The organism is Kitasatospora sp. NPDC051705 (assembly GCF_044453265.1).
GTDB lineage: Bacteria > Actinomycetota > Actinomycetes > Streptomycetales > Streptomycetaceae > Kitasatospora.
Genome location: NZ_JBITCO010000004.1, coordinates 37,647 through 64,044, shown reverse-complemented (window position 1 = coordinate 64,044; position 26,398 = coordinate 37,647). Strand labels below are relative to the sequence as shown.

Genomic DNA, 26,398 nt, shown 5'->3' with positions numbered 1-26,398 from the left:
CCGCTCGCTGGGTTTTCGCCCGCTCGCGGGAGGAGGGGCTCGAGGCGGGGTGGTGTTCGCCCGCCCCGAGCCGGGAGGCGTCAGCGGGTGCCGGCGGCCTTCAGGAGGGAAGCGACGGCCGGGCCGGCCGCGTCCACGCCGTGCCCGCCGCCCTGCACCTCGGCGGCGACCGCGATGTTGCCGCGGTAGGCGGTGAACCAGCTGTTGGTGACGGTCGCCCCGGCGACCTCGGCCGAGCCGGTCTTGGCGCCGGCGTTGTCGGTGATGCCGGCCATCACGTCCTTGGCGGTGCCGCCCTGGGCGGTCGCGGCCATCATCGCCTTCAGCTTGCCGTCGACGTCCGCGGAGAGCGGGCGGGCGGCCTTCTGCTGCGGCAGGTCGGCGACCAGGATCGGCTGCTTGAACTCGCCGCTCTGCACCGTGGCGGTGATCGAGGCGATGGCCAGCGGGTTCATCTGGACCTTGCCCTGGCCGATGTAGTTCATCGCCTGCTCGTCCTTGTTGGAGCCCGGCGAGGGCACCTTGCCGTCGGCGTTCGGCAGGCCGGTCTTCCACTCCAGGCCGATGCCGAAGAGGTCCTTGGCGGTGCCGGACAGCGTGTCGGGCTTCAGGCTGGTCAGGCCCTGGTTGATGAAGGCCGTGTTGCAGGACATCATGAAGTCCTGCTGCAGCGTGTTGTTCGGGAAGGCGCCCGGGAACGAGTTCGGGACGGCGACCGCGTTGCTGCTCTTCTCCGGACAGGCGACCACGGTGTCCGGGTTGACCCCGGCCTCCAGCAGCGCCGCGGAGGTGACGATCTTCATCGTCGAACCCGGTGCGAGCAGCCCGGTGAAGGCCCGGTTCTGGCCGCTGGCGGGCGCGTTGGCGAAGGCCAGCACCTGACCGGTGCTCGGCTCGATCGCGACGATCGACCCGGACTTGCCGCCGAGGTCCGTCATCGCCTTCTCGGCCGCGGCCTGGATGGCGTTGTCGATGGTCACCTTGAACGGCTTGCCGGGCTTCGGCTCGACGATGGTGAACAGTTTGTCGTTGGCGGTCTTGCCGGACGGGTCGCTGATCACCACCGCGCTGCCCGCGTCCTGGTCCTTGTTCGGGTCCGGCACCAGCTTGTGGGCGTTGTCCTGCAGGGTGGCCAGCAGCGCCGGGGTGAGCGAGGCGCCCTGCAGCGCCTTGCCGTTGCGGTCCACCGCGTTGGACGGCGGCGCGAAGACCTGCTGGGTGGCGATCGTCTCGTTGCCGGACAGGTGCGGGTGGATCACCGTCGGCGCCCAGTGCACGGCCGGGGTGTCGTCGCTCATCTTCACGACGCTCAGGAAGCCGTTGTAGTCCCAGACCCGGTTGGTCCCGGCGAACTCGGCGCGGGCCTTGTACCCCATCAGCACGCCGGTCGGCGCGGGGGAGGCGGCGGCGGACGGCGAGTCCGTGGCGCCGGGGGTCGCGCCCGCCGACGGGGTGGCCGAGGCGCCCGCGGACGGCTTGGCGGCCGGGGAGGGCGTCCCGGTGGCCGCGGCGAAGGCCTGCGGGGTGGCCGGGCCGGCCGGGCTCAGGGTCAGCCCGCTCGGCTTGACCTGGTCGCGGAAGGCGGTCAGCGCGGTGGTGGCCGCGGCCGGGTCGTCGGTCAGCGAGGCGGCCTTGTCCAGGTCGCCGGCCGCCCAGGCCGCGAGGAAGTCCTTGGCACCGTTCGCCGCCTGCTCGGCCGAGGGCGGCTCGGCGACCACCGTGCGGGGCTTCTTGTCCGAGGAGGACCCGGAGCCCGAGCCGCCCACCAGGCTGTACGCCCCGTAGCCCCCGCCCGCCAGCACGGCGACGGACACGCCGGTGATGATGCCGATCTTCGCGCCTCTGCGCATGGTGCTGCTCCCCCAAGGGTCTCGCGGCCGGGCGCAACCGACCGGGGCCGGAAACGCGGTTCGCCCCCCACCCTAGGCAGCGCCGATCGGTGCGCCGACGAAACGCCCGGGAGTTGTGACGGATCTGGTACGTGTCGTGCACCGCATACGGACGGTTCGCGGGTGTCCGGTGTGCGCGGACCCGGGCCCGGGCGTCAGATCCAGCTGGTGAACCACATCCGCTGGCGCCACTCCTGCATCGGGATCGTCTGCCCGGTGAACAGCGGGAAGAAGAACAGGAAGTTCCACATGATCAGCAGCACCAGCAGCCCCGCCGCGGTGGAACCGATGATCCGGCGGTCCCGCGAGGCGCCGGCCGGCCCGATCAGCGCCCCGACCAGCATGGTCACCGCGAGCACCAGGAACGGGACGAACACCACCGCGTAGAACAGGAAGATCGTCCGCTGCTGGTAGGCGAACCACGGCAGGTAGCCGGCGGCCAGGCCGCACAGCAGCGCACCGGCCCGCCAGTCCCGCCGCGCCGCCCAGCGCCACAGGCAGTACACCAGCGCCACCACGGCCGCCCACCACAGCAGCGGGGTGCCGATGCCCAGCACCTCGCGGGCGCACTCGGCGGCCGTGCAGCCGCTCTGGCCCTGCTTGGGGGACTCGTAGAAGAAGGAGACCGGCCGGCCCAGCACCAGCCAGGACCACGGGTTCGACTGGTAGGTGTGCGGGTCGCTCAGGTGGGTGTGGAAGTCGTACACCGTCGAGTGGTAGTGCCACAGGGCGCGCAGCCCCTCGGGTATCCACGGGTAGTCGGTGGACCGGCCCACCGCCCAGTCGCGGCCCCAGCCGCCCTGCCCGGGCGCGTTGCTGCTGGCGAACCAGCCCCACCAGGACGCGACGTAGACGGCCAGCGACACCACCACGATCGACACGAAGGCCGGCAGCACGTCCCGGGTGAGCGCCGCGAGGTGGGGGCGCGGGGCCCCGGCCAGCCGGCGGGCGCCGACGTCCCAGAGCACCGTCATCACGCCGAAGGCCGCCGCCACGTACAGGCCGCTCCACTTGGTGGCGCAGGTCAGGCCGACGCAGACGCCGGCGGCGATCCGGTACGGGCGCCAGCCCAGGTTCACCCGCTGCGCCAGCAGCGCGTCCGGCACCCCGCCGAGGCGTTCCGCCAGCCGGGCCCGGGTGCGGTCGCGGTCCAGCAGCAGGAAGCCGAAGGCGGCGAGGATCCAGAACATCACCACCAGGTCCAGCAGCGCGGCGCGGCTGAGCACCAGGTGCAGGCCGTCCACCGAGAGCAGCAGGCCGGCCACGCAGCCCAGCAGGGTCGACCGGAACATCCGGCGGGCGATCCGGGCGAGCATCAGCACCGACAGGGTGCCGAGCAGGGCCACCGCGAACCGCCAGCCGAACGGGTTCATCCCGAACAGCACCTCGCCCGCACCGATGATCCACTTGCCCACCGGCGGGTGCACCACGTACGAGGCCATCGCCCGGTACGGGACGGCCGCGCCCGGCGTCATGATCTGGTCGTTGGCGCCGTCCGGCCAGTTGATCTCGTAGCCGCCGTGCCAGAGCGCGTAGGCGTCCTTGGCGTAGTAGGTCTCGTCGAAGATGATCGCGTGCGGCTGGCCGAGGTTCGTGAAGCGCAGCACACCGGCGAACAGCGCCACCGCCAGCGGGCCCAGCCAGCCGGCCCAGCGGCACAGGAAGGTCCACAGGCCCGGGGCCACGGAGACGCCCAGGCGCTGCAGCAGCGGCGAGGGCGGCGCCGGGGTCGAGGTGACCCCGGGGCCGTCCGGCATCGGCGGCACCAGGCGCTCGGTCAGCGGGGCCGTCGGGCGGGCGGCGTAGCCGTACCGGGCCAACCGCTCCCGCCAGCTCCCCGGGGCCGGCTCGGCCGGTCTGGGGGCCGGGACGACGGGGGACGGCGGGGCGACCGGGGAGGGCGGGCCGGCCACGTCGCCGCCGTCCTGCGCGGTGTGGTCCGTACCGGTGGGCGTCCTGGCCGCCGTGTCGCCGTTCATCCGCCACATCGTAGGGGCGCTCTTCGTACGCGTGTCCGCTCCCTCGGAAGCTGCCCGAATCGTCACCAAAAGCCCCCGGGCGGCGGCAGCTGCAAGGATGGGGGCCGTGACAGGAGTACTCGTTCTCGCAGGCACCCCCATCGGCGACGTCTCGGACGCCCCGCCCCGGCTGCTCACCGAACTGGCCGCGGCCGACGTGATCGCGGCCGAGGACACCCGTCGGCTGCGCCGGCTCACCCAGGCCCTGGGGGTGACCCCGGCCGGGCGGGTGGTGTCCTACTTCGAGGGCAACGAGGTCGGCCGCACCCCCGAACTGGTGGAGGCACTGCTCGGCGGTGCCCGGGTGCTGCTGGTCACCGACGCCGGCATGCCCTCCGTCTCAGACCCCGGCTACCGGCTGGTCGCCGCCGCCGTCGCCGCCGACGTCAAGGTCACCGCGGTGCCCGGGCCGTCCGCCGTGCTCACCGCGCTCGCGCTGTCCGGCCTGCCCGTCGACCGCTTCACCTTCGAGGGCTTCCTACCCCGCAAGACCGGCGACCGGGCCCGCCAGCTCGCCTCGATCGCCGCCGAGCCGCGCACCATGGTGTTCTTCGAGGCGCCGCACCGGATCGCCGAGGCGCTCGCCGCGATGGCCGAGGCCTTCGGCGCCGACCGGCCCGCCGCCGTCTGCCGCGAGCTCACCAAGACCTACGAGGAGGTCAAGCGCGGACCGCTCGCCGAGCTGGCGGCCTGGGCGGCCGACGGCGTCAAGGGCGAGATCACCGTCGTGGTCGCCGGCGCGCCGCCGGCCGCGCCGCAGGACCTCACCCCGGCCGAACTCGCCCGGCTGGTGGCCGTCCGGGAGGAGGCGGGGGAGCGCCGCAAGGAGGCCATCGCCGCGGTGGCGGCCGAGCTGGCACTGCCCAAGCGGGAGGTGTTCGACGCGGTGGTGGCCGCGAAGAACGAGGCCAGGGGAGCGGCCGGGACCGCGGCCGGGGGCGGCGGCGGGGCCGGGAGGTAGGCGTCGGACGGGCGGGGCCCCCGGGGCCGGGAGGCCCGGCCCGGGGCGCCCTGGAAAAGGGGTGAATTCCGGGGGTTGCGTGACTCCCGGGGAGTCGTACCTTTGAGTGAAGGCCCCGGTAAACGCCAGTGGAGCTGAAGATTCCGTCGTGGTTTTCGGAACGGACCAGGCCTTTCGTATAGGAGTTCCCAACCCGCGTCCAAGTCTTCACAAGCAGGGCATCGGCCGGGGCGGTCCGGGCATTTCCTGGAATGGAAAGACCCAGCCGGGCGAGCGCCCGGCGGGCGCTGGGAGACGGCTATGAGCGAGATGATCGGTAGCCCCCTCGGTGGCAACGCGCTGAGCGCCCCCGGCCTGGCCGGCAGGCCGCACACCCCCGTCGAGACCGTGCGGGAGGCGTACTCCTTCGCGTGCCTGCGGTGCGGGTACGGCTGGGAGCAGGCGTACGACATCGAGCACCACGTCGGCAAGGACGGACACCCCGTGTTCGAGTACCACGCCAACGGAGTCCGGGTGCCGTCCCCGCTGCTCAAGCCGACCTGCCCGGGCTGCGGCGGACACACCGTCCGGATCATGCGCGAGGGCAGGGTCGCCGTGGCCGACCAGTCCTGGCACCACGCCCCCGGCTACTCGGCGCACGCCGAGCCCGCCGGGGCGCCCCCGGAGCCCGCGGCCGACAAGCCGCGCGGACGCTGGGCCCGGTTCTGGTCGCGGCTGATGGGCTGACCACGGGCGCCGGGAGCGGATCCGGGGCCGCCCGCCGCACTGCTCGCGGCGGGCGGCCCCGGGCCGGACCGGCCGGGCGGCGGTCCCCGGTCCGCGGGCCGGAACGCGGTCGAAGGGTGCGGGCGGGCCCGACTAAGCTTTCCGACCATGGCGGCCACTGCAGACCACAGCACCACCGGGGCGAACGCCCCGGCGTACTACGTTTCCACCCCGATCTACTACGTCAACGATCGCCCGCACCTGGGCCACGCGTACACCACCGTGGCGGGCGACGTCCTCACCCGCTGGCACCGCCAGCGCGGCGAGAAGGTGTGGTACCTGACCGGCACCGACGAGCACGGTCAGAAGATCATGCGGACCGCCGAGGCCAACGGCGTCAGCCCCCAGGAGTGGTGCGACAAGCTGGTCGAGGAGGAGTGGAAGCCGCTCTGGGAGCACCTGGAGATCGCCAACGACGACTTCATCCGCACCACCCAGCAGCGGCACACCGACCGCGTGCAGGAGTTCGTCCAGGACCTGTACGACAAGGGCGAGATCTACAAGGGCGGCTACTCCGGCCCGTACTGCGTCGGCTGCGAGGAGTTCAAGCTCCCCGCCGAACTGCTCGACGGCGCCACCGCGGACGAGAAGCTCTGCTCCGTCCACAAGCGCCCGGTCGAGTGGCTGGAGGAGGAGAACTACTTCTTCCGCCTCTCCGCGTACGGTCCGAAGCTGCTGGAGTTCTACGCCGCCAACCCGGACTTCATCCAGCCGGCCTCGGCCCGCAACGAGGTGCTGCGCTTCGTCGAGCAGGACCTGAAGGACCTGTCGATCTCCCGCTCCACCTTCAACTGGGGCGTCCCGCTGCCGTGGGACGAGAAGCACGTCCTCTACGTGTGGGTCGACGCGCTGCAGAACTACATCACCGCGGCCGGCTACGGCAGCGACCCGGAGCGCTTCGCCGAGCTGTGGCCCGCCTCCGTGCACCTCGTCGGCAAGGACATCCTCCGTTTCCACGCCGTCATCTGGCCCGCCATGCTGATGGCCGCCGGGCTGCCGCTGCCCAAGCGGGTCGTCGCCAACGGCTGGCTGATGGTCGGCGGCGAGAAGATGTCCAAGTCCAACCTGACCGGCATCTCGCCCACCGACCTCACCTCGCACTTCGGCGTGGACGCCTACCGCTACTACTTCCTGCGGGCGATCCCGTTCGGCACCGACGGCTCGTTCTCCTGGGAGGACTTCACCGCCCGGTACACCTCCGAGCTCGCCAACGACTTCGGCAACCTGGCCTCCCGGGTCGCCGCGATGGTCGGCAAGTACTTCGACGGGAAGCTGCCGGCCGCCACCGCCGCGGGCGAGGCCGAGCAGGCCGTCGCCCAGGGCCTGGCCACGGCCGTCGCCGCCGCAGACCGGAAGATCGGCGAGGAGCTGGACTTCGCCGGCGGCCTCGCGGCGATCTTCGAGTTCGTCAAGCAGGTCAACGGCTACCTCACCGAGCAGGCGCCCTGGAAGGTCGCCAAGGACGACTCCGAGGAGGGCCGGGCCCGCCTCGCGACCATCCTCTACACCGCCGCCGAGTCGCTGCGCGGCACCGCCGTCCTGCTCAACCCGGTGATGCCGTCCACCGCCGAGAAGCTGTGGGCCTCGCTGGGCGCCGCCGACGCGGGCCTCGGCGCGCTCGCGGCGCAGACCGTCGCCACCGCGGCGGACTGGGGCCGGCTGCCCGTCGGCGCCACCGTCACCAAGGGCGACATCCTGTTCCCGCGCCTCGAAGAGAAGCCCGCCTCCTGATGGCCCCCAAGGACGACCGCGCCACGCCGCCGCCCCTGCCGCAACCCCTGGCGGTGGCGGTGGCCGACTCGCACACCCACCTCGACATGCAGTCCGGCACGCCGGCCGAAGGGCTGGCCCGGGCGGCCTCCGTCGGGGTCACCACGGTCGTCCAGGTGGGCTGCGACGTGCCCGGCTCGCGCTGGGCCGCCGAGCTGGCGGCCCAGTTCGAGCAGGTGCACGCCGCCGTCGCGCTGCACCCCAACGAGGCGCCGAGGATCTTCCTCGGCGACCCCGACGGCTGGTCCGGGCAGCAGCGCCCCGCCGGCGGCGCCGCCGCCCTCGACGAGGCCCTCGCCGAGATCGACCGGCTCGCGGCCCTCCCGCAGGTCCGCGCCGTCGGCGAGACCGGCCTCGACTACTTCCGCACCGGGCCCGAGGGCGTGGAGATCCAGAAGGAGTCGTTCCGCCGCCACATCGAGATGGCCAAGCGGCACGACAAGGCCCTCGTCATCCACGACCGCGACGCCCACGAGGACGTCATCGCCGTCCTGCTCGCCGAGGGCGCGCCCGAGCGGACCGTCTTCCACTGCTACTCCGGCGACGCCGCGATGGCCGAGGTCTGCGCCGAACACGGCTGGTACCTGTCCTTCGCCGGCCCGGTCACCTTCAAGGCCAACCAGCCGCTGCGCGAGGCCCTCGCCGCCACCCCCCTCGACCGGATCCTGGTCGAGACCGACGCGCCCTTCCTCACCCCGCACCCCTACCGCGGCCGCCCCAACGCCCCGTACCTCATCCCGGTCACGGTGCGGTCCATGGCCGCGACACTGGGCCTGCACGAGGACGAACTGGCGACCGCCATCGCCGCCAACACGGCCCGGGCGTTCGGCTACTGAGCCGGCCGCCCGGCCGCCGGGTCCGTCCGGCGCGTCCGGGCGGCCCGCCCCGCGCCCGTATCCTTGGCGCGTGAGCACCACCGACCCCACCCCTGACAGCCACCTGCTGGGCGCCGCCGACATCCGCGAGCTGGCCGCCGCCTTCGGCGTCAAGCCGACCAAGCAGCGCGGGCAGAACTTCGTCATCGACGGCAACACCGTGCGGCGGATCGTCCGGGCCGGCGGGGTGACCGAGGAGGACGCGGTCGTCGAGGTCGGGCCCGGACTCGGCTCGCTGACCCTGGCGCTGCTGGAGGTCGCCCGGCACGTGACCGCGGTCGAGATCGACCCGGTGCTCGCCCGGCACCTCCCCGACACCGTCGCCGCCCGGATGCCCGGCAAGGCCGACGCCTTCGACCTGGTGTTCAGCGACGCCATGGAGGTCACCGAGCTCCCCGGACCGGCGCCCACCGCGCTGGTCGCCAACCTGCCGTACAACGTGGCCGTGCCCGTCCTGCTGCACATGCTGGCGACCTTCCCCAGCATCGAGCGCACGCTGGTCATGGTGCAGAGCGAGGTCGCCGACCGGCTCGCCGCCAAGCCCGGCAACAAGGTGTACGGCGTCCCGTCGGTCAAGGCCAACTGGTACGCCGACGTGAAGCGGGCCGGCGCCATCGGGCGCAACGTGTTCTGGCCCGCCCCCAACGTCGACTCCGGGCTCGTCTCGCTCATCCGCCGGGAGCCGCCGAGGACCACCGCCAGCCGCCGGGAGGTGTTCGCCGTCGTCGACGCCGCGTTCGCCCAGCGGCGCAAGACCCTGCGCGCCGCGCTGTCCGGCTGGGCCGGCTCCGCCGCCGGGGCAGAGCAGGCCCTCACGGCCGCCGGGATCGACCCCAAGCTGCGCGGCGAGATGCTGACGGTCGAGCAGTTCGCCGCCATCGCCGAACACAAGCCGAAGGCGGACACCGAGTGATCACCGTACGCGTCCCGGCCAAGGTCAACGTCCAGCTCGGGGTGGGCGGACTGCGCACCGACGGCTTCCACGAGCTGGCCAACGTCTTCTTCGCGGTCGCCCTCGGCGACGAGGTCACCGCCACCCCGGGGGACGGCGTCACGCTGACCTGCTCCGGGCCCGACGCGCACGCCGTCCCGCTCGACGACAGCAACCTCGCCGCCCGCGCCGCCCGGCTGCTCGCCGCCCACCACGGCATCGCCGACCCCGGCGTGCACCTGCACATCGCCAAGGCCATCCCGGTCGCCGGCGGCATGGCCGGGGGCAGCGCCGACGGCGCCGCCGCACTGGTCGCCTGCGACGCGCTCTGGCAGCTCGACACCCCGCTCGACACGCTCCTGGAGCTCGCCGCCGAACTCGGCTCCGACGTGCCGTTCGCCCTGCTCGGCGGCGTCGCGCTGGGTCGCGGCCGCGGCGAGATCCTGCAGCCGCTCGCCGTCGACGGCACCTTCCACTGGGTCTTCGCGGTCGCCGACGGCGGCCTGTCGACGCCCGCCGTCTTCCGCGAGTGCGACCGGCTCCGCGAGGAGGCCGGGACCGGCTCCAGCGACACCGACGTCCCGGTGCCCGAGGCCGACCCGGCCCTGCTCGCCGCCCTCGCCGGCGGCGACGCCGTCGCCCTGGCCGCCGCGCTCGCCAACGACCTCCAGCCCGCCGCCGTCTCGCTGCGGCCCGGGCTCGCCGACACCCTGAAGGCCGGCACCGAGGCCGGGGCCATCGGCGCCCTCGTCTCCGGCTCCGGGCCGACCTGCGCGTTCCTCGTCAAGGACGCCGACGCGGCCGCCGCCGTCGCGGAGGCGCTGCGGGCCTCCGGCACCTGCCGCACCGCCCACGCCACGTACGGGCCGGTGCCGGGCGCGGCGCCGGTGGCGTAGGGGCGGCGGACCGGCGGACCGGTGGGGGCCGGGGGCCGGGGGCCGGTACTGTTCGGCGGGGTCCGGGTGGGGCCGGGGCGGGTTCGTGCCGGGTCCGGGACCGCCCCCGGGAGCAGCCCGACGTGGACCCGCGGGCGCGCCCATTAGGCTGGGGAGATCGGGGCGTCCCCGACAGGGGCACCCGGCCACGAACGGCGGACCGCCCCGACCCCGCCGAACCCAGGAGCGCAGCACACGTGGCCGTCAACCTCGCCACCATCGAGTCCGTCACGAAGGTCTACGGCACCCGGGCCCTTCTCGACGGGGTCAGCCTCGGCGTCAGCGAGGGAGACCGGATCGGCGTCGTCGGACGCAACGGGGACGGCAAGACCACCCTGATCCGGATGCTCGCCAAGCTGGAGGAGCCCGACAGCGGCCGCATCACCCACTCCGGCGGACTCCAGCTGGCCGTCCTCACACAGCACGACTCGCTCGACCCGAAGGCCACCATCCGGCACGAGGTCATCGCCGACCGGGCCGACCACGAGTGGCTCGGCGACGCCCGCATCCGCGACATCATCGAGGGCCTCTTCGGCGGCCTCGACCTGCCCGGCTTCGCCGACGGACTGGACACCGTCATCGGCCCGCTCTCCGGCGGCGAGCGCCGCCGGATCGCCCTCGCCAAGCTGCTCCTCGGCTCGCCCGACCTGATCGTCCTCGACGAGCCCACCAACCACCTCGACGTCGAGGGCATCAACTGGCTCGCCCAGCACCTCCAGAAGCGCCGCTCCGGGCTCGTCTGCGTCACCCACGACCGCTGGTTCCTCGACCAGGTCTGCACCCGCATGTGGGACGTCCAGCACGGCACCGTCCACGAGTACGAGGGCGGCTACTCCGACTACGTCTTCGCCCGCGCCGAGCGCTCCCGCATCGAGGCCGTCGAGGAGCAGAAGCGCCAGAACCTCGCCCGCAAGGAGCTCGCCTGGCTGCGCCGCGGCGCCCCCGCCCGCACCTCCAAGCCGCGCTACCGCATCGAGGCCGCCAACGCCCTGATCGCCGACGTCCCCGAGCCGCGCGACAAGTCCGAGCTGATGAAGTTCGCCAACGCCCGGCTGGGCCGCACCGTCTTCGAGCTCGAGGGCGTCACGGTGAAGGCCGGCCCCAAGCTGCTGCTGGAGAACCTCACCTGGCAGCTCGGCCCCGGCGACCGGATCGGCCTGCTCGGTGTCAACGGCGCCGGCAAGACCTCGCTGCTGCGCGCCCTGCGCGACGCCTACGCCTCCGAGGGCGACGTCCAGCCCGACTCCGGCGTGATCAAGGTCGGCAAGACCGTCCGGCTCGCCTACCTCTCGCAGGAGGTCGTCGAACTGGACCCGGCCACCCGGGTGCTCCAGGCCGTCGAGCAGGTCCGCTCGCGCGTCGACCTCGGCAAGGGCCGCGAGATGAGCGCCGGTCAGCTCTGCGAGCAGTTCGGCTTCGGCAAGGACAAGCAGTGGACGCCCGTCGGCGACCTCTCCGGCGGTGAGCGGCGCCGGCTCCAGCTGCTGCGCCTGCTCATGGACGAGCCCAACGTGCTGTTCCTCGACGAGCCGACCAACGACCTCGACATCGAGACCCTCAACCAGCTGGAGGACCTCCTCGATGGCTGGCCCGGCTCGATGATCGTCATCAGCCACGACCGCTTCTTCATCGAGCGCACCACGGACGTCACCCACGCGCTGCTCGGCGACAAGAGGATGCGGATGCTGCCCAACGGCGTCGACGAGTACCTCGAGCGGCGCGCCCGGATGGCCGAGGCCGCGGCCGCCGCGGCTGCGGCCGCCGTCCCCGCCCCCGTCGAGGCCGCCGCGCCCGGCCTCTCCGGCGGCGACCTGCGGGCCGCGAAGAAGGAGATGCAGAAGCTGGAGCGGCAGATCGCCAAGCTGGACGAGAAGGAGTCCAAGCTGCACGCCCAACTCGCCGAGCACGCCGCCGACTTCTCCAAGGTGGCCGAACTGGACGGGCAGCTGCGCGCCGTCCGGGACGAGAAGGAGGAGCTGGAGATGACCTGGCTGGAGCTGGCCGAGCAGGTCTGACCTTCCGGGTTGGGGTGCCCGGGCCGGGGCCCGTCCGGTGCCCGGCTCAGGCGCCCAGCAGGACCTCCAGCTCGTCCGCCGCACGGCCCAGCGCACTGCGCGCCGGGTCGTGCGGCCGCGTCGGGCGGGGCGCCGCACCCGTCGGCGGGCGGTGCGCCCGGGCGGCCGCGGTCAGCTCGTCCAGTGCCCGGCGGACCCGGGCCACCTCCACCGGATCCGGCACCCGGCCGCCGTAACGGATCTGCGCCGCGAACGCCGCCACCGCCCCGCCCAGCCGCTCCAGCGCCGCCGTCGCCGGCAGCCACCGTTCCGCCAGCCGCCCGGTCGGCGGCGGCTCGACCAGCCCCTGCCGCACCTCCTGCCGGGCGTCCGCCAGCGCCCGGTACGCCCGGCGGCGCAGCCACACCTCGGCCCGGCCGGCGTCCCCCGTCACCGCGTCCAGATAGGCCCGCAGCGCGGCCGCCGCGTCCACCAGGCGGGGCTCGATCCGGTGCCGCGGCCGATCCGGCCACAACAGGCAGCCGAAGAGCAGCACCACCGCGCTGGCCAGCACCGTGTCCAGCACCCGCGGCCAGAACTCCGCCGCACTGCTCTGCCCGCCCAACTGCAGCAGGACCAGCGCCATCGGCGTCATCGCGACGGTGTTCAAGCCGTAGTGCGCCGCCGTCGCGTACGGCAGCAGCGCCACGCACGCCGCCGCGATCACCGTCAGCGCCCACGCGTCCGTGGTCAGCGACACCACGGCCGCCGTCACCACCACCCCCAGCACGGTGCCGACGGCGCGGCTCACCGCACGCAGGAACACCGACCCGAGATCCGGCTTCAACACGAACGCGATCGTCATCGGCAGCCAGTAGCTCTTGCTCAGCGGATAGCTGGCCGTCACCGCCGAACCCACCGCGATGCACAACGCCACCCGCAGCCCGTACCGCACCGAACCGCGCGACAGCAGCCGCACCCGCAGCCGCCACGGGTCGGCCGGCGGCGCCGGCGCCGTGCCGACCGCCGCGTCCCGGCCCGCCACCGCCCCGGCCGCCGCGCGCAGCGCCGCGTCCAGGGCCTGCCGGGACGGCGTGTCCGGCCGCCAGTCCGGCACGGCCACCTCGCCGCCGCCCCGCCGGACCGCCTCCGCCAGCAGCCCCGGCACCGCGGCCACCTCCGGCGGCACCGGCCGCCACGCCCACAACAGGCCCGTCGCCGCCTCCGTCGCGGCCAGCGCCGCCTCGTACGTCCGGCGCAGTCCGGCCGCGCGCGGGCTCCCGCCGGTACGCGGGTTCCCGCCGGCATGCGGGCTTCCGCCGGCATGCGGGAGCAGGTCCTGCAGCTGGTTCAGGCGGGCCGTCAGCACCTGGCGCGAGCCCGCGCCCTGCGGCGTCCCCAGATCGGCGAGCGTACGGCCCAGCGCCTCGTACACGGCGGCCAGCGCCCGAACGCGCGGATCGGCCGCCGGGCGGCGCGGCACACCCGTCGGCAGCCCCAGCACCAGCACGAACCCGGCCCCCGCCAGCATCATCGGCGCCGCCGCCCACCAGGGGTGCGGCAGCGGCATGCCGCTGCCCAGCGCCGCCGACACCAGCAGCAGCATCCCCGCGGCCGAACCGCGCGGACCGGTCGCGCTCAGCGCACCCGAGACGAACGCCGTCACCGTCAGCGCCGCGCCCAGCCCCACCGCCGGGACACCCGCGTGCTGCACGGCGGTGCCGACCAGCATGCCCAGCGCCGACGCCGACACGGCGGAGGCGATCCGGGACAGCCGCAGCCCGGCCGGCTCGACCCGGTCGTTCATCGTCGCGTGCATCGCGCCCAGGGCGGCGAACACCCCGAGGTCCAGTCGGTGCGTCAGCAGACCCACGGTCAGCGGCAGCAGCATGCCGATCGCGGCCCGCACCATCAGGGCCAGCGGCAACGGCGGGCGGGACGGTCGCGCGGCGCGGGCCCACCAGGGCTCGTCCGGGGGCAGGGGCATGCGGTCACGTCCGTTCTGCGGCCGGGGGTCGCTGCTGTGCGACATTGCGCGGCAGATGGGGCGTTACCCGGTCCAACCGGGCAGCGCCAGTCTATCCGGGGGCCCGCGCGCCCGGCCGCCGGGCCGCACGTGTCAGGTTCGTACCGATCGCGCACGCGCCCACCAAGGGCCCTGCCGGGCCGACAGGGGCGGTGGCTACGATTGCGGAGGCGGAATCCGTCCCCAGGGCGGACGGGATCCGACCAGGACTGTACGACCGAGAAGTTGACGGCGTGTTGCGGCACGGCGGCCCGGGAGTTACCCGGACCGGCGTCCGTACGGGGGAAGAGGTGAACTGCCATGGCAGGAGAGGTTCCACCGGGACCGGGAACCAAGCCGGATCCGGCCACGACGGTCGATCCGTACACGTTGAGCAACGTGTGGGTCGGCCCCACGGTGAGCTCCGGGCAGACGTACAGCAGTGCCGGCGACCTGGTGTCCGCGTTCGGCAAGCAGGACGTCAAGGTCGAACTGGACACGCTCGTCACGTTCGCGAACAAGGTGGAGGCACTGCTCCAGGCCATGGACGGCTCGGCGGCGGCGCCCTACAAGCTCCAGGAACAGACGCTGACCGGCGGCAACTTCGCGAGCTCGGAGTTCGCCGAGGCGACCGCCCTGACGTCCGCCTACGACAAGGTGCACACCCAGCTCGTCAAGCTGCACAAGGACTTCGTGTCGCAGATCGACGCCATGAAGACCGCGGTGTCGCAGACGGCGGGCAACTACGCGACCAACGAGGACGACACCACGGCCGCCCAGAAGGCTGTCGCGAAGAACGCGGGCGTCGCCACGCCGGCGGCCGGCCCGAACGGGCCGGCGCCGAAGCGGGTCGGTGGCGGCGACCTCTGATGGCGGTCGTCCAAGGCGTTCACGGGGAAACGGGGAGAAGGTAGTGGCAGGCGGAACGAATTTCGAACTCATCGACCACGCGCAGCTCAGGAAGATGGTCGACAGCACCGACCCCTCCAAGGTGCTGAGCCGCGGCACGATGCTGCAGTCGGCCGCCCGCGTCCTGCGGGACCTCAGCAGCGCGCTCAAGTCGCACGCCGAGAACATCCACTGGGAAGGCCCGGCCGCCGAGAACTTCAAGACCTGGGTCGGCAACCTGCAGCAGTCCGCCGGGCTGCTCAGCGACTACTCCAAGTCCGCCGGTGACGCCATGCACCAGGCGGGCGAGGCGCTCAGCACCGCCAAGGCGGCGGTGCCGGGCGTGCCGGACCACGACGTCAAGACGGTCAGCGCGCGGACGGGACAGGGGAGTCCGACCCAGGCTGCGCTCAACATCGCCGCCCTCAGGAGCCCGGACCCCACCACCGCGACCGTCGACGCGGCCATGAAGAGCGTCAACAAGAACTGGGTGAGCGAGGCCGACGCCCAGGCCGCCGCCCAGCGCGTCTACCTGGCGCACCAGGAAGCCATCCACCAGATGGAGAAGCTGGGGCAGGCGTACGACGCGGCGACCCAGACGCTGACCGGGCTCAAGGACGTGGTGCTGCCGGGGACGCCGGATACGACCAGCAACAAGTCCGAGGGCACGACGATTTCGGGTGGTGGCGGCGGCTACGTCGGTTCCGGGGGCAGCGTTCGCAGCTCAGCCAGGAGCGGTGGCAGCGTCGGCGGCAGCTCCAGCCCGTCCGGTGGCAGCTACGGCGGCGGAGGCACGGTGGCCCCCCACCCGCCGGGTTCGGGCTCGGGTTCGGGAGGGTCGGGGACACCGGGACACGTCGATCCGATCCCGCCGTCCGGTGGCGGGCACGTGCCGCCTCCTGCGCACGACCCGGGTTCCACGACGCCGCCCACGGTGCCGTCGGGCCCGATCGACCGGACGGGCACCGGTCTGGACAGTCTGCCGCCGGCTCCCACCCTGCCGGGTCAGACCGGTCCGGTGAGCCCGGTCGGAGGCGGCAGTCTGCCTCCGGACGTCCTGCGGGGCACCACGGGTTACCCGGGTGGACCTGGCGGCGGAACGGCCGGATACCCCAGCTTCCCCGGGGGCGGGCCGGTCCCCGGGTTCCCCGTCGGAAGCGGGGGCGGCTCGATTCCGGGCAGGAGCGGGGGTTCGATCCCCGGCCGTGGCGGGGGTTCGATCCCCGGCACGAGCGGCGGTTCGGTCCCGGGGCGCACCGTGCCCTTCGGCGGTGGCACCGTGCCGGGGAAGTCCGGCACCCCTGGTCTGCCCAGTGGAACGGTCTTCGGCGCCCGTGAGGCCCAGGCGGGCCGGGGCGGGACGGCCGGCGGCACGGGCGGGATGGGTGGCATGCACCCGGGCATGGGCGGTCACGGCGGTGGTGGTGGGGCGGCTGGCGGTTCGCGCGGCCGGGGTCTCACCTCGACCGGTGGCGGGACGGTCGGCGGCCGCAAGGGGCCGACCCCCGGAGGCGAGTTCACGCCGGGTGGTACGGGCCTGCGTCGGGCGGCAGCAGCAGGGGCCGCCGAGGGCGAGGCCCGGGCCGGCCAGAACGGCATGATGGCGCCGGGCTCGTCCGGTCATGCGGGCAAGAGCGGGCGCGACCGCCGCAAGCGGGCTGATTACCTCCTCGAGGACGAGGAGACCTGGACCAGCGGTACGCCGCAGAGTAACCCGAACGTGGTTGAGTAGGACGGTGAGGTCTGCCCGGCCACTGGGTGTCGCCCAGTGGCCGGGCAGACCTGTTCGGGGCGCGGTTCCCGATCAACGGGGAAGTGACGAGGAGCTGTGATGGGGCGGATGGACACGCGAAGGGGCGGGCGGATCTTCGCGACGGCACTTGCGGTTGCGGGAATCGTGGTCGGTCCAGTCGCAGCGCCGGCAATGGCCGAGGACACCATTCGACAGCAGCAGTGGCATCTGGACGCCATGCACGCTCCCGAGATGTGGAAGATCTCCAGGGGCCAGGGGATAACCGTTGCGGTGATCGATGGTGGGTTCAAGCTGGACCATCCGGACCTGGCGGGGCAGTTCCTACCGGGGAAGGATTTCAGTGGAAGCCCTGGTGGAGTGGGTTCCTTCGGAGATGGGCACGGGACGGGGATTGCCAGCCTCATCGCGGGTACCGGCAGCGGGATGGGAGGAACGGGTGCCCAGGGGCTCGCTCCGGGTGTGAAGATCCTCCCGCTGAAGATCAATAACGGGTCCGTCGGAACGCTCGTCTCGGCCGACTTCCTCGACCAGATCGGGCAGGCCGTCGCCTACGCCGTTGACCAGGGTGCCAAGGTCGTCAACATCTCGCAGGGCATGGATGCCGCGCTCTCGTCGTCGGCGAACGTGACCAGACTTACCAGCACCATCGCGGCCGCGAGGGCGAAGGGCGTGCTGGTGGTTTCCAGCGTCGGGAACGAGGCGCAGAAGGGGAATCCGGTCGAGTACCCGGGTGCGCTGCCCGGTGTCGTCGGTGTCGGGGCGGTGGGTCGTGACGTCGTTGCGACGGACGAGTCCGAGCAGGGACCGCAGGTCGTGCTCGCCGCGCCCGGGGTGGACATGGCCGGTGCCTGTACTTCGTCTACGGGTTACTGCAAGACCCACGGGACCTCTGATGCGTCGGCCCTGGTCTCGGCGTCGGCGGCTCTGGTCTGGTCGGTGCACAAGGACTGGACGGCGAATCAGGTTCTGCGGGTGCTGATCAATACGGCGGGCAAGCCGACTGACGGGTCGGTGCACAGTGTCGACGTCGGTTACGGCACGGTGCGTCCGCGGATCGCGCTGACGGACCCCGGAGACCCGGGTCCGGCGGACGTGTCCCCGGTCCCGGCTGCGACCGCCGCGCCGTCGGCCGCACCGACTCCCTCGGTGACTCCGTCCGCCACGGCCCCGGGGGCGTCCGCTTCGGCTGCTGCCCCGAGCGCGGGCAACGCGCCTGCGGCGGCGCCCACTCCGGTGCCCACGTCGGAGCCGAAGGCCGTGGACGCGTCGGGTGGCTCCGGAAGCACGCTGCCGGTCGTGGCCGCCGTGGTGGCCGGGCTGGTGCTGGTGGCCGGTGTGGTGTTCGTCGTGGTGCGGCGGCGTAGGGCGGCCGCCGGGTCGGACGGGGGCCGGTAGGGCCTGAGGGGTGGGGTGGTCCGTCCGGTCGTCGGGGGTGGTGCGGCGGCCGGACGGTGGTGTTTCCGCGGGGGCGGGCGTGGTGTGAGCCGGGGTGGCGTGCGGTGCCGGGGTGTGCGCCGTGGTCACTCGGGTGGGGGCTGGTGGGTGGGGGTGGTGGCTGGTGAGGGTGGTGGTATGGATGCGGAGGATGGCGGGCGGGCAGGGCAGTTGCGGCGGGCGGCGGCTGCGGCGCTGATCGGGACGGCGATCGAGTTCTACGACTTCTTCCTGTACGGAACGGCCGCGGCGCTCGTCTTCGGGCCGGTGTTCTTTCCAGGACTGGGCGGGGTGGGGGCGCTGTTGGCGGCGTTCTCGGTGTACGCGGTGGCCTTCCTGGCACGACCGCTGGGGGCGGTGGTGTTCGGGCACTTCGGGGACCGGGTGGGCCGGCGGGCGACGTTGGTGGTGTCCCTGCTGCTGATGGGGTTGTCGACGGCGCTGGTGGGCCTGTTGCCGGGTTTCGGGTCGTGGGGCTGGTGGGCGCCGGTGGCGCTGGTGCTGTTGCGGGTGTGCCAGGGCGTGGGGCTGGGCGGGGAGTGGGGCGGGGCGGCGCTGCTGATCGCGGAGAACGCGCCGGCGGGGCGGCGGGGGCGGTTCGGGGCGTTCCTGCAGTTGGGGCCGACGGCCGGGTTCGTGTTGGCGAACGGGGTGTTCCTGGCGCTCCAACTGGCCCTGGACGAGCGGGCGTTCCGAGCGTGGGGCTGGCGGGTGCCGTTCCTGGCGTCGCTGGGGCTGGTGGCGGTGGGGCTGTTCGTGCGGTTGCGGCTGGAGGAGACGCCGCTGTTCCGGGCGGACGAGCCGCGGGAGCGGGCGCCGGTGGTGGAGGTGGTGCGCGGTCACTGGCGCACGGTGGTGCTGGGGGCGGGGGCGATCACGGTGGGCTACGCGCTGTTCTACCTGACGACGACGTACGCCCTGGCGTACGCGGCGACCGGGTTGGGGGTGGCGAGCACGGTGGTGCTGTCGATGTTGCTGGTGGGCGCGGTGGGGATGGGTGCGACGGTGTGGGTGAGCGCCTCGCGCAGTGACGGGTGGGGCCGGCGGCGGACGCTGTGCTGGGCGACGGCCCTGGCGGCGGGGTGGTCGCTGCTGCTGTTCCCGCTGGTGGAGACGGTTCGCCGGCCGCTGATGTTCGTGGCGCTGGCGGGGGCGCTGGTGGTGCTGGGGTGTCTGATGGGGCCGGTCGCGGCGTTCCTGCCGGAGCTGTTCCCGACGCGGGTGCGGTACACGGGCGCGGCGCTGACGTACAACCTGGGCGGCGTGGTGGGCGGTGCGACGACGCCGCTGGTGGCGACGAGGCTGACCGAGGCGTACGGGACGGCGCAGCCGGTCGGCTGGTACCTGGCGGGGCTGGCCGCGGTGGCGCTGGGGTGTCTGCGGCTGCTGCCGGAGACGGGTGGTGCGGAACTCGGGGCGGTGGACGGCGGACGCCGCCGGGTGCCCGTCCTGGGGACGGACCCGGCGGCGTAGGCCGTACGGCGGGGCGGTCGGCCGCCCCCGAGGGAGGTCACCCCCGAGGGAGGTCACCCCACGCGGAGATCACCCCGAGGCCGAGGTCACCCCACGCGGAGGTCGTCGTTCCACGCGGCAGGTCAGGCGGCCAGGGCGGCGCGACCGGCGAGGACGACGGCGGTGTGCTTGGCGACGCGCTCACCGAGGTGCTCGGCGGTGGCGATGTCGGCCTTGTGCACGGCCTCCGGGCCGGCGTCGGAGGGGGTCGAGGCGGCGGCGCCGTTGAAGAAGCCGAGGCGGTTGAGGTCGTTCTCGCTGGCGGTGGTGGCGTTCCAGCCGGGCTTGAGGCCCAGGTTGACCCAGTTCATGCCGTGCTGGGCGGCGAGGGTCTGGAAGAAGAACAGGGTGCCGGCCTTGTCGCCGCTCTTGGAGGCCGAGTTGGTGAAGCCCGCGGAGACCTTGTCCCGCCAGGCGTCGGAGAACCAGCGCTTGCTGCTGGCCTCGGCGAAGACGTGGAACGCGCCGGAGGCGGTGCCCATGTAGGTGGGGGATCCGAAGACGATCGCGTCCGCGGCGTCGAGCTGGGCCCACTGCTCGTCGGTGATGGTGTCGACGGCGATCGTGACGACCTCGGCGCCGCCGGCGGCCGCGCCGCGGGCGACGGCTTCGGCGATGACGGCGGTGTGGCCGTAGCCGGAGTGGTAGGCGAGGGCGACGGTCGGGCGGATGGCGGTCATGCGGGCACTCCTGTGGGAAGGCGGAACGGGGGGACGGAACGGGTGCGGGCGGGCCCGGCGCCGCGGGAGGGCGTGACCGGGTACGGGCCGGGGGCGGGTGTGCGCCCCGTGGCCCGGTCCGTCTTGCGGTCTCCAATATAGACCAAGTCTCCATTGGTTACCAAGGGTGGATTGGAGACCGCGGCGCTACCCTGGACCACATGACGACGGAGGAAGCGGTCCGGGCAGCGGCCGGCGCGGAGCAGGGCCAGGCGCGGGGCGACGGGCGAGGGCCGGAGGAGGAGCGGGCACAGCCGCAGGGGCAGGAGCTCGACGTCTTCGCCCAGCTCTGTCCCAGCCGAGGGATGTTCGCGGAGCTGGCCGACAAGTGGTCGATGCTGATCCTGATGAGCCTCTCCGCCTGCGGGCCGCAGCGCTTCTCGGAGCTCCAGCGCGGGATCGGCGGGGTCAGCCGCAAGATGCTCACCCAGTCGCTGCGCACCCTGGAGCGCAGTGGCCTTGTGCGCCGCACGGTCTTCCCGGAGACGCCGCCGCGGGTGGTCTACGACCTGCTGCCGCTCGGCCGCGAGCTCGCCGAGCTGCTGGCCCCGATCGGCCGGTGGACGGAGCGGCGCACCGGGCGGATGCTCGAGGCCCGCGAGGAGTTCGACCTCGGGCACGCCGACTCCTGACCCCGCCGCCCGATCCCGATCCCGATCCCGGTCCGTCCCGTCGGCGGCGTCCGGCGCTCGGCGCTCGGCATTCGGCGTCCGGCGTCCGGCGTCGGTGCGCGCACCGAGGCCCGGCCGCGAGCGTCCGGGGAGGCCTCCACGCCCACCCGGAGCGGCGGTTCGCGGCGGTTCGCGGCGGTTCGCGGAGCGTCCGCGGGGCGGATGTCGTGGTCCCGGACGGCCGCGCAGGGCCGATTTCCCTTTCCGGTCGCCAGCCGTGTAATGTCTTCCTTGTTCGACCGGCCCGGTGAAAACCCGGCAAGCCCCTATAGCTCAGTCGGTAGAGCGTCTCCATGGTAAGGAGAAGGTCTGCGGTTCGATTCCGCATGGGGGCTCCACTGAAAGACCCTCGCCTGACGGCGGGGGTCTTTCGCGTTCCCCGGGCCCGCCGCGCCCGCGACGCGCCGTGGCCTAGCGGGTCGGGTACGGAATGCGCTGTGATGGTGCGTCATCGGCCGCCCGCCGGAGGGGTGCGGGCGCGAGCCGGTCCCTGACCGGGAGGGCGTCATGGGCGTTCGACTCGTGGTGGTCGACGACCACCGGCTGCTGGCCGAGGCGCTGGCGACGGCACTCTCGTTGCGCGGGCACCGGGTGCTCGCGGTCGGCTGCCCGGCCGGTGTCGCCGCCGATCTGGTGGCCGGGCGGCGGCCGGAGGTGTGCCTGCTGGGCGTGGCCTCGCCCGGCGAGCCGGGTGCCTTCGACGGGCTGCGGCGGATCCGCCGGGAGCGCCCGGAGGTGGCCGTGATCGTGCTCGGGCCGGTGGGTGAACTGCGCGGCGTGGCGGGCGCGTTCGCGGCCGGGGCGGCGGGCTACGTGCCCAGTGACGAGCGCATCGAGGTGGTCGAGCGGGCGATCGGCCGGGCCCGGGCGGGCGAGGCCGCGGTGGCCGTGGACGTGCTGCGCGGGGCCTTCGACCAACTGCTGCGGCCGGCCGACGAACCGGACGACGAGGCGGTGCGGCTGCTGCGCCTGCTGACCCGCCGTGAGGTGCAGGTGCTGGCGCGGATCGCGGACGGCGAGGACACCGCGGCGATCGCCGCCGGGATGCGGATCGCCGCGAGCACCGCCCGGACGCACGTCCAGCGGGTGCTGATGAAGCTCGGTGCGCGGACCAGGCTGGAGGCGGCCGCGGTGGCGGCCCGCACCGGGCTGCTGGATCGGATGGCGGCGGGCTGAGCCGACGGCCGTCGCGGCCGGGCCCGGTCGCACAGGGTCGAAGAGACGCCGGCTCCGGGGCGGTGCGGGGGCGGCGCAGGCGCGGCACCGGGGCCGCGTCGGCATCGGCGCGGGAGCGGCCGGCGGGCCGTCGGGAGCGGGCCGGCCCGCGTGGTCCGGAGCACCCCCGGCGGGCAGGGAGAATAGCCCCAGTCGTACGCACGTCATCGATGGCCGCCGCCGATCGCGCGGGGCCATCGCCCGCTGGAGGTCTCATCATGAGTAAGTACCTGGTCACGGGTGGCGCCGGATACGTCGGCAGCGTGGTGGCCGCCCACCTGCTGGAGGCGGGGCACCAGGTGACCGTCCTGGACGACCTCTCCACCGGTTTCCGCGAGGGCGTCCCGGCCGGTGCCGAGTTCGTCGAGGGTCGGATCCAGGACGCCGGCAAGGTGCTGGACGGCTCCTTCGACGGGGTGCTGCACTTCGCCGCCTCCTCGCAGGTGGGCGAGTCGGTCGTGGACCCGGAGAAGTACTGGCGCAACAACGTCGCCGGTTCGCTGGAGCTGGTCACCGCGATGCGCGAGGCGGGTGTGCGCAAGCTGGTGTTCTCCTCCACCGCCGCCGTCTACGGCGAGCCGGAGGTCGTGCCGATCGCCGAGACCGCCCGGACCTCGCCGACCAACACCTACGGCGCCACCAAGCTCGCCATGGACCACATGATCACCAGCGAGGCCGTCGCGCACGGCCTGGCCGCCGTCTCGCTGCGCTACTTCAACGTGGCCGGCGCGTACGGCGCCTACGGCGAGCGGCACGACCCCGAGTCGCACCTGATCCCGCTGGTCTTCCAGGCGGCGCTCGGTCAGCGCCCGCACATCGCGGTGTACGGCGACGACTACCCGACCCCGGACGGCACCTGCATCCGCGACTACATCCACGTCGCGGACCTGGCCGACGCGCACCTGCTCGCGCTGGACGCCGCCAAGCCGGGCGAGCACCTGATCTGCAACCTGGGCAACGGCAGCGGCTTCTCGGTGCGCGAGGTGATCGAGTCGGTCAAGCGCGTCACCGGCCGCGAGATCCCGGTGCAGGTGGCCGCCCGCCGGGCCGGCGACCCGGCGGTGCTGGTGGCCTCGGCCGCCCGCGCCCACGAGGCCCTGGGCTGGACGCCGCGCCGCCCGAACCTGGACGACATCGTCTCGGACGCCTGGACGTTCACCCTGGCGAAGAACGGCCAGTAGGCCGGAGCCCGGCCGCGCGGCGCCGTTCCCGGACGTTCCGGGGGCGGCGCCGCGGTGCGTCCGGGGACGTCGCGGCCTCCTGCGGCCGCGCCCCCGGGCGTGTGCGGTGCGCTGCGCGCCGCGCACGCACCTCCTGACGAAACTTCACCGAACCGCCACGAGGGGGATTCCCGGCCCGTACGCTGAATGCGGTACCGGTGGGGGCCGGCGCCCTTTTCGGCTGCACCGGTCACCGGTGGGCGGGCGGAGCGAGGACCCGGAGCGCGGGCGCCGGACCGGTCCCCGCCCCCGGGCTCGGCCGGTCTGAGCAGGGGGGTAGGGACGATGGGGCGGATCCGCGTCCTGGTGGTCGACGACCACCGGATCTTCGCCGAGGCACTGGCCGCGGCGCTCGCCGCCGAGCCCGACGTGGAGGTGGGGGCCGCCGGCAGTGCGGCGGCCGCCGAGCGGGCGCTGGAGCGCGCCGCCGCCGAGGGGCGGGCCTTCGAGGTGGTGCTGATCGACGCCGACCTGGGCAGCGAGGGGGCGGCGCCCGGTGTCCGACGGCGCCCCGGACCGGACCCGGCCGAGGCGGCCCGGCGCCGGCCGGCCCCGGTCGTCCCGCCGTCGCGCCGCCCGGCCACGCCGCCGGTGGACCTGCTGCGCCCGGACGCCCGCGGCCGGGATCCGCGGGGAACGGACCTGCGGGGAACGGACCTGCGCGGGGCGGAGGTGCGTGCGCTCGACGCCCACCGCGGGGACCAGCTCCGGTCCGCCGCCCCGCCGCCCGACGGCATCACCCTGCTGGCCCGGCTGCGCCGCGCCCACCCCGGCCTGCGCGCCGTGGTGCTCGCCGTCGCGGACGACCCGCACCGGGCCGCCCGGGCCCTGCACGCGGGCGCCACCGGCTGGGTGGCCAAGGAGAGTTCGCTGGCCCGGCTGCTCGCGGTGGTACGTGGGGTGCTGCGGGACGAGACCCACCTGCCGCCCGCGCTGCTGACCGGGGTGATCCGGGAGCTGACCACCGCCCGGCGCGACCGCACCGAGAGCGAGCGGCTGGTGGACACCCTCACCCCGCGGGAGAAGCAGATCCTGCGCTGCATGGTCGCCGGTCTGGGCCGGCAGGCCGTCGCCGAGCGGCTCTACCTGTCGCCGCACACCGTCCGGACCCACATGCAGAACGTACTGGGCAAGCTCGGGGTGCACTCCACGCTGGCCGCGGTGGCGGTGGCCCGCCGGGCGGGGGTGAGCCCCGCGGAGCCGGCTGCGCCCGCGCCGCCGTCGGTGGCGTCCTCGGTGGACCGGCCCTGAGGCCCGGGCGACGGGCGAACGGCGACGGGTGACGGACGACGGACGACGGGCGAACGGCGACGGGCGACCGGCATCAGCGCAGGGGGCGTGGGGGAGGCCCCGGGGGGTCGGGCTAGCCCGGGATGTTGTCGAACGGTGCGACCAGCTGCCGCAGCAGGGCCGCGAGTTCGCCCTGCTGGCCGGAGGTGAGCTGGGCGAGGAGTTCGCGCTCGTGCGCGAGGAGTCCGGCGAGCGCCTGGTCGGCGCGGTCGCGCCCGTCGTCGGTGAGGCGGACCAGGACGCCGCGCCGGTCGTCCGGGTCGGGCAGGCGCTTGACCAGGCCCTTGCCGGTGAGGCGGTCGATCCGGTTGGTCATGGTGCCGGAGGTGACCAGGGTCTGGGTGAGCAGTTGGCCGGGGGAGAGCTGGTAGGGGGATCCGGCGCGCCGCAGGGCGGTCAGGACGTCGAACTCCCAGGGCTCCAGCCCGTGCTCGGCGAAGGCGGTGCGGCGGGCGCGGTCGAGGTGGCGGGCGAGCCGGCTGACCCGGCTGAGCACCTCCAGCGGCTCCACGTCGAGGTCGGGGCGCTCCCGGCGCCACGCTGCGACCAGCCTGTCGACCTCGTCCTCCATGACGATCAGTGTATCGGTGGATGTGTCGATGTGAAGTCTCTTGACATCGAGAAATGTGCCGACACACTGGCTCCGAGATATCTTGATGTCGAGATACCTGCGAGGTGAACCATGACCACCCCCGTCTGGGACCCGGCGCAGTACCTGCGCTTCGCCGACGAACGCACCCGCCCGCTGCGCGACCTGCTCGCCCGCGTCCCCGCCCTCCCGAACCATGACGACCCTGTCGTCCTGGACATCGGCTGCGGACCCGGCAACTCCACCGCCGTCCTGCGCGAACGCTGGCCGCACGCCCGGCTCACCGGCCTGGACAGCTCCGCCGAGATGCTGGCCGCCGCCCGCGCCGACGGTGAACCCACCGCCGACTACCTGCTCGCCGACGCCCGCCACTACGACCCGGCCCCGGCCGCACCCGACCTGATCGTCTCCAACGCCACCCTGCAGTGGATCGACGGACACCTCGGGCTGGTCGGCCGCTGGGCCGCCGCCCTGTGCCCCGGCGGCGCCGTCGCGCTGCAGGTCCCCGGCAACTTCGACGCCCCCAGTCACACGCTGCTCGCCGAGCTCCGCCGCAGCCCCCGCTGGCAGGACGCCCTCGGCGACGGGGCCGTCCGGGCCGGGGTCCACCCGCCCGGGCGGTACCTGGACGCCCTCGCCGCCGCCGACTGCCTCCCGGACGTCTGGGAGACCACCTACCTGACCCTGCTGCCCGGATCGGACCCCGTCCTCGACTGGGTCAAGGGCAGCGCCCTGCGCCCCGTGCTCTCCGTGCTCACCGACCCGGCTCGCCGGGCCGCCTTCCTGGCCGAGTACGGGGCGCTGCTGCGCGAGGCCTATCCGGCCGGACCGCACGGCACCGTCTTCCCGTTCCGGCGGATCTTCGCGGTCGGGGTGCGGCGCTGAGGGGGCGGCGCTGAGGGGGCGGCGCCGAGCACCGGGACGCCGGCGCCGACGGCCGGGCGGCGAAGGGCTCGGCCCTTCC

General features: G+C 74.0%; 21 protein-coding genes and 1 tRNA gene. 17 read left to right on the top strand and 5 right to left on the bottom strand.

The genetic code is table 11. The features are described 5' to 3' along the window. Positions 1-80: 80 nt before the first annotated feature. Both ACIA8Q_RS06865 and ACIA8Q_RS06860 read right to left on the bottom strand, forming a co-directional pair. The gene (locus ACIA8Q_RS06865) at positions 81-1,850 is read right to left on the bottom strand and encodes a penicillin-binding transpeptidase domain-containing protein (RefSeq protein ID WP_360213599.1); all 1,770 of its coding nucleotides are present in this window, start codon (positions 1,848-1,850) and stop codon (positions 81-83) included. A gap of 194 nt (positions 1,851-2,044) precedes the next feature. Continuing rightward, positions 2,045-3,868, bottom strand: coding sequence for a phospholipid carrier-dependent glycosyltransferase (locus ACIA8Q_RS06860; RefSeq protein WP_360213601.1), 1,824 nt, complete (start codon positions 3,866-3,868; stop codon positions 2,045-2,047). Positions 3,869-3,974: 106 nt separating this feature from the next. On the opposite strand from ACIA8Q_RS06860, the gene rsmI reads away from it, so the two are divergent. From rsmI to ACIA8Q_RS06825, 7 genes are all read left to right on the top strand, one after another. Continuing rightward, the gene (gene rsmI, locus ACIA8Q_RS06855) at positions 3,975-4,868 is read left to right on the top strand and encodes a 16S rRNA (cytidine(1402)-2'-O)-methyltransferase (RefSeq protein ID WP_360213603.1); all 894 of its coding nucleotides are present in this window, start codon (positions 3,975-3,977) and stop codon (positions 4,866-4,868) included. 300 nt (positions 4,869-5,168) lie between these two features. Beyond that, positions 5,169-5,594: a hypothetical protein gene (locus ACIA8Q_RS06850; RefSeq protein ID WP_387900977.1), complete on the top strand. Its 426-nt coding sequence runs from the start codon at positions 5,169-5,171 to the stop codon at positions 5,592-5,594. A 147-nt stretch (positions 5,595-5,741) separates the two neighbouring features. Then, complete coding sequence (gene metG / locus ACIA8Q_RS06845; protein WP_360213607.1) at positions 5,742-7,364, top strand: methionine--tRNA ligase; 1,623 nt, start codon at positions 5,742-5,744, stop codon at positions 7,362-7,364. After that, the gene (locus ACIA8Q_RS06840; protein ID WP_360213609.1) at positions 7,364-8,239 is read left to right on the top strand and encodes a TatD family hydrolase; all 876 of its coding nucleotides are present in this window, start codon (positions 7,364-7,366) and stop codon (positions 8,237-8,239) included. The genes metG and ACIA8Q_RS06840 overlap by 1 nt, the downstream gene beginning before the upstream one ends. A gap of 70 nt (positions 8,240-8,309) precedes the next feature. Then, the gene (gene rsmA, locus ACIA8Q_RS06835) at positions 8,310-9,191 is read left to right on the top strand and encodes a 16S rRNA (adenine(1518)-N(6)/adenine(1519)-N(6))-dimethyltransferase RsmA (RefSeq protein WP_360213611.1); all 882 of its coding nucleotides are present in this window, start codon (positions 8,310-8,312) and stop codon (positions 9,189-9,191) included. After that, positions 9,188-10,105, top strand: coding sequence for a 4-(cytidine 5'-diphospho)-2-C-methyl-D-erythritol kinase (locus ACIA8Q_RS06830; protein WP_360213613.1), 918 nt, complete (start codon positions 9,188-9,190; stop codon positions 10,103-10,105). Before rsmA ends, ACIA8Q_RS06830 begins: the two co-directional genes overlap by 4 nt. A 236-nt stretch (positions 10,106-10,341) precedes the next feature. Further along, complete coding sequence (locus ACIA8Q_RS06825; protein ID WP_360213615.1) at positions 10,342-12,159, top strand: ABC-F family ATP-binding cassette domain-containing protein; 1,818 nt, start codon at positions 10,342-10,344, stop codon at positions 12,157-12,159. A gap of 46 nt (positions 12,160-12,205) precedes the next feature. Here ACIA8Q_RS06825 and ACIA8Q_RS06820 read toward each other — a convergent pair whose 3' ends face one another. Continuing rightward, entirely contained in the window at positions 12,206-14,125 is a 1,920-nt protein-coding gene (locus ACIA8Q_RS06820) for an FUSC family protein (RefSeq protein WP_360213617.1), read from the bottom strand. Positions 14,126-14,533: 408 nt separating this feature from the next. On the opposite strand from ACIA8Q_RS06820, the gene ACIA8Q_RS06815 reads away from it, so the two are divergent. The 4 genes from ACIA8Q_RS06815 (at position 14,534) to ACIA8Q_RS06800 (ending at position 19,691) form a co-directional block, all read left to right on the top strand. After that, positions 14,534-15,013, top strand: a complete 480-nt coding sequence (locus tag ACIA8Q_RS06815) for a hypothetical protein (RefSeq protein WP_360213619.1) — start codon at positions 14,534-14,536, stop codon at positions 15,011-15,013. Between the two features lie 43 nt (positions 15,014-15,056). Further along, positions 15,057-16,763, top strand: a complete 1,707-nt coding sequence (locus ACIA8Q_RS06810; protein WP_360213621.1) for a hypothetical protein — start codon at positions 15,057-15,059, stop codon at positions 16,761-16,763. 99 nt (positions 16,764-16,862) lie between these two features. Beyond that, positions 16,863-18,179 (top strand): S8 family serine peptidase, encoded by a 1,317-nt coding sequence (locus tag ACIA8Q_RS06805; protein ID WP_360213623.1) that lies wholly within the window; start codon positions 16,863-16,865, stop codon positions 18,177-18,179. Positions 18,180-18,356: 177 nt separating this feature from the next. Beyond that, positions 18,357-19,691 (top strand): MFS transporter, encoded by a 1,335-nt coding sequence (locus ACIA8Q_RS06800; protein WP_363364854.1) that lies wholly within the window; start codon positions 18,357-18,359, stop codon positions 19,689-19,691. A 122-nt stretch (positions 19,692-19,813) separates the two neighbouring features. Here ACIA8Q_RS06800 and ACIA8Q_RS06795 read toward each other — a convergent pair whose 3' ends face one another. Beyond that, positions 19,814-20,410: a flavodoxin family protein gene (locus tag ACIA8Q_RS06795; RefSeq protein ID WP_360222346.1), complete on the bottom strand. Its 597-nt coding sequence runs from the start codon at positions 20,408-20,410 to the stop codon at positions 19,814-19,816. 200 nt (positions 20,411-20,610) lie between these two features. Between ACIA8Q_RS06795 and ACIA8Q_RS06790 the strand changes: the two genes are divergently transcribed. The 5 genes from ACIA8Q_RS06790 to ACIA8Q_RS06770 all read left to right on the top strand — a co-directional run bounded on the left by ACIA8Q_RS06790 (position 20,611) and on the right by ACIA8Q_RS06770 (position 24,806). Beyond that, complete coding sequence (locus tag ACIA8Q_RS06790; RefSeq protein WP_360222348.1) at positions 20,611-21,081, top strand: helix-turn-helix domain-containing protein; 471 nt, start codon at positions 20,611-20,613, stop codon at positions 21,079-21,081. A gap of 301 nt (positions 21,082-21,382) precedes the next feature. Further along, positions 21,383-21,458, top strand: a tRNA-Thr gene (locus tag ACIA8Q_RS06785). A 169-nt stretch (positions 21,459-21,627) separates the two neighbouring features. Next, entirely contained in the window at positions 21,628-22,296 is a 669-nt protein-coding gene (locus ACIA8Q_RS06780; protein ID WP_396316856.1) for a LuxR C-terminal-related transcriptional regulator, read from the top strand. Positions 22,297-22,553: 257 nt separating this feature from the next. Beyond that, positions 22,554-23,516: a UDP-glucose 4-epimerase GalE gene (gene galE, locus ACIA8Q_RS06775; protein ID WP_360222354.1), complete on the top strand. Its 963-nt coding sequence runs from the start codon at positions 22,554-22,556 to the stop codon at positions 23,514-23,516. Positions 23,517-23,840: 324 nt separating this feature from the next. Continuing rightward, positions 23,841-24,806, top strand: coding sequence for a LuxR C-terminal-related transcriptional regulator (locus ACIA8Q_RS06770; protein WP_396316855.1), 966 nt, complete (start codon positions 23,841-23,843; stop codon positions 24,804-24,806). Positions 24,807-24,918: 112 nt separating this feature from the next. Here ACIA8Q_RS06770 and ACIA8Q_RS06765 read toward each other — a convergent pair whose 3' ends face one another. After that, entirely contained in the window at positions 24,919-25,416 is a 498-nt protein-coding gene (locus tag ACIA8Q_RS06765) for a MarR family transcriptional regulator (RefSeq protein WP_360222360.1), read from the bottom strand. 111 nt (positions 25,417-25,527) lie between these two features. Here ACIA8Q_RS06765 and ACIA8Q_RS06760 point away from each other — a divergent pair, with 111 nt between their 5' ends. Beyond that, positions 25,528-26,319, top strand: a complete 792-nt coding sequence (locus ACIA8Q_RS06760; RefSeq protein ID WP_396316854.1) for a methyltransferase domain-containing protein — start codon at positions 25,528-25,530, stop codon at positions 26,317-26,319. Positions 26,320-26,398: the final 79 nt, after the last annotated feature.

Bases quoted from the DNA above. Each gene is read 5' to 3' on its own strand.
- ACIA8Q_RS06865 (WP_360213599.1), bottom strand. From the start codon at position 1,850: ATGCGCAGAGGCGCGAAGATCGGCATCATCACCGGCGTGTCCGTCGCC.
- ACIA8Q_RS06860 (WP_360213601.1), bottom strand. From the start codon at position 3,868: ATGAACGGCGACACGGCGGCCAGGACGCCCACCGGTACGGACCACACC.
- ACIA8Q_RS06850 (WP_387900977.1), top strand. From the start codon at position 5,169: ATGAGCGAGATGATCGGTAGCCCCCTCGGTGGCAACGCGCTGAGCGCC.
- metG (WP_360213607.1), top strand. From the start codon at position 5,742: ATGGCGGCCACTGCAGACCACAGCACCACCGGGGCGAACGCCCCGGCG.
- ACIA8Q_RS06840 (WP_360213609.1), top strand. From the start codon at position 7,364: ATGGCCCCCAAGGACGACCGCGCCACGCCGCCGCCCCTGCCGCAACCC.
- ACIA8Q_RS06820 (WP_360213617.1), bottom strand. From the start codon at position 14,125: ATGCCCCTGCCCCCGGACGAGCCCTGGTGGGCCCGCGCCGCGCGACCG.
- ACIA8Q_RS06805 (WP_360213623.1), top strand. From the start codon at position 16,863: ATGGGGCGGATGGACACGCGAAGGGGCGGGCGGATCTTCGCGACGGCA.
- ACIA8Q_RS06800 (WP_363364854.1), top strand. From the start codon at position 18,357: ATGGATGCGGAGGATGGCGGGCGGGCAGGGCAGTTGCGGCGGGCGGCG.
- ACIA8Q_RS06795 (WP_360222346.1), bottom strand. From the start codon at position 20,410: ATGACCGCCATCCGCCCGACCGTCGCCCTCGCCTACCACTCCGGCTAC.
- ACIA8Q_RS06790 (WP_360222348.1), top strand. From the start codon at position 20,611: ATGACGACGGAGGAAGCGGTCCGGGCAGCGGCCGGCGCGGAGCAGGGC.
- ACIA8Q_RS06780 (WP_396316856.1), top strand. From the start codon at position 21,628: ATGGGCGTTCGACTCGTGGTGGTCGACGACCACCGGCTGCTGGCCGAG.
- galE (WP_360222354.1), top strand. From the start codon at position 22,554: ATGAGTAAGTACCTGGTCACGGGTGGCGCCGGATACGTCGGCAGCGTG.
- ACIA8Q_RS06770 (WP_396316855.1), top strand. From the start codon at position 23,841: ATGGGGCGGATCCGCGTCCTGGTGGTCGACGACCACCGGATCTTCGCC.
- ACIA8Q_RS06765 (WP_360222360.1), bottom strand. From the start codon at position 25,416: ATGGAGGACGAGGTCGACAGGCTGGTCGCAGCGTGGCGCCGGGAGCGC.
- ACIA8Q_RS06760 (WP_396316854.1), top strand. From the start codon at position 25,528: ATGACCACCCCCGTCTGGGACCCGGCGCAGTACCTGCGCTTCGCCGAC.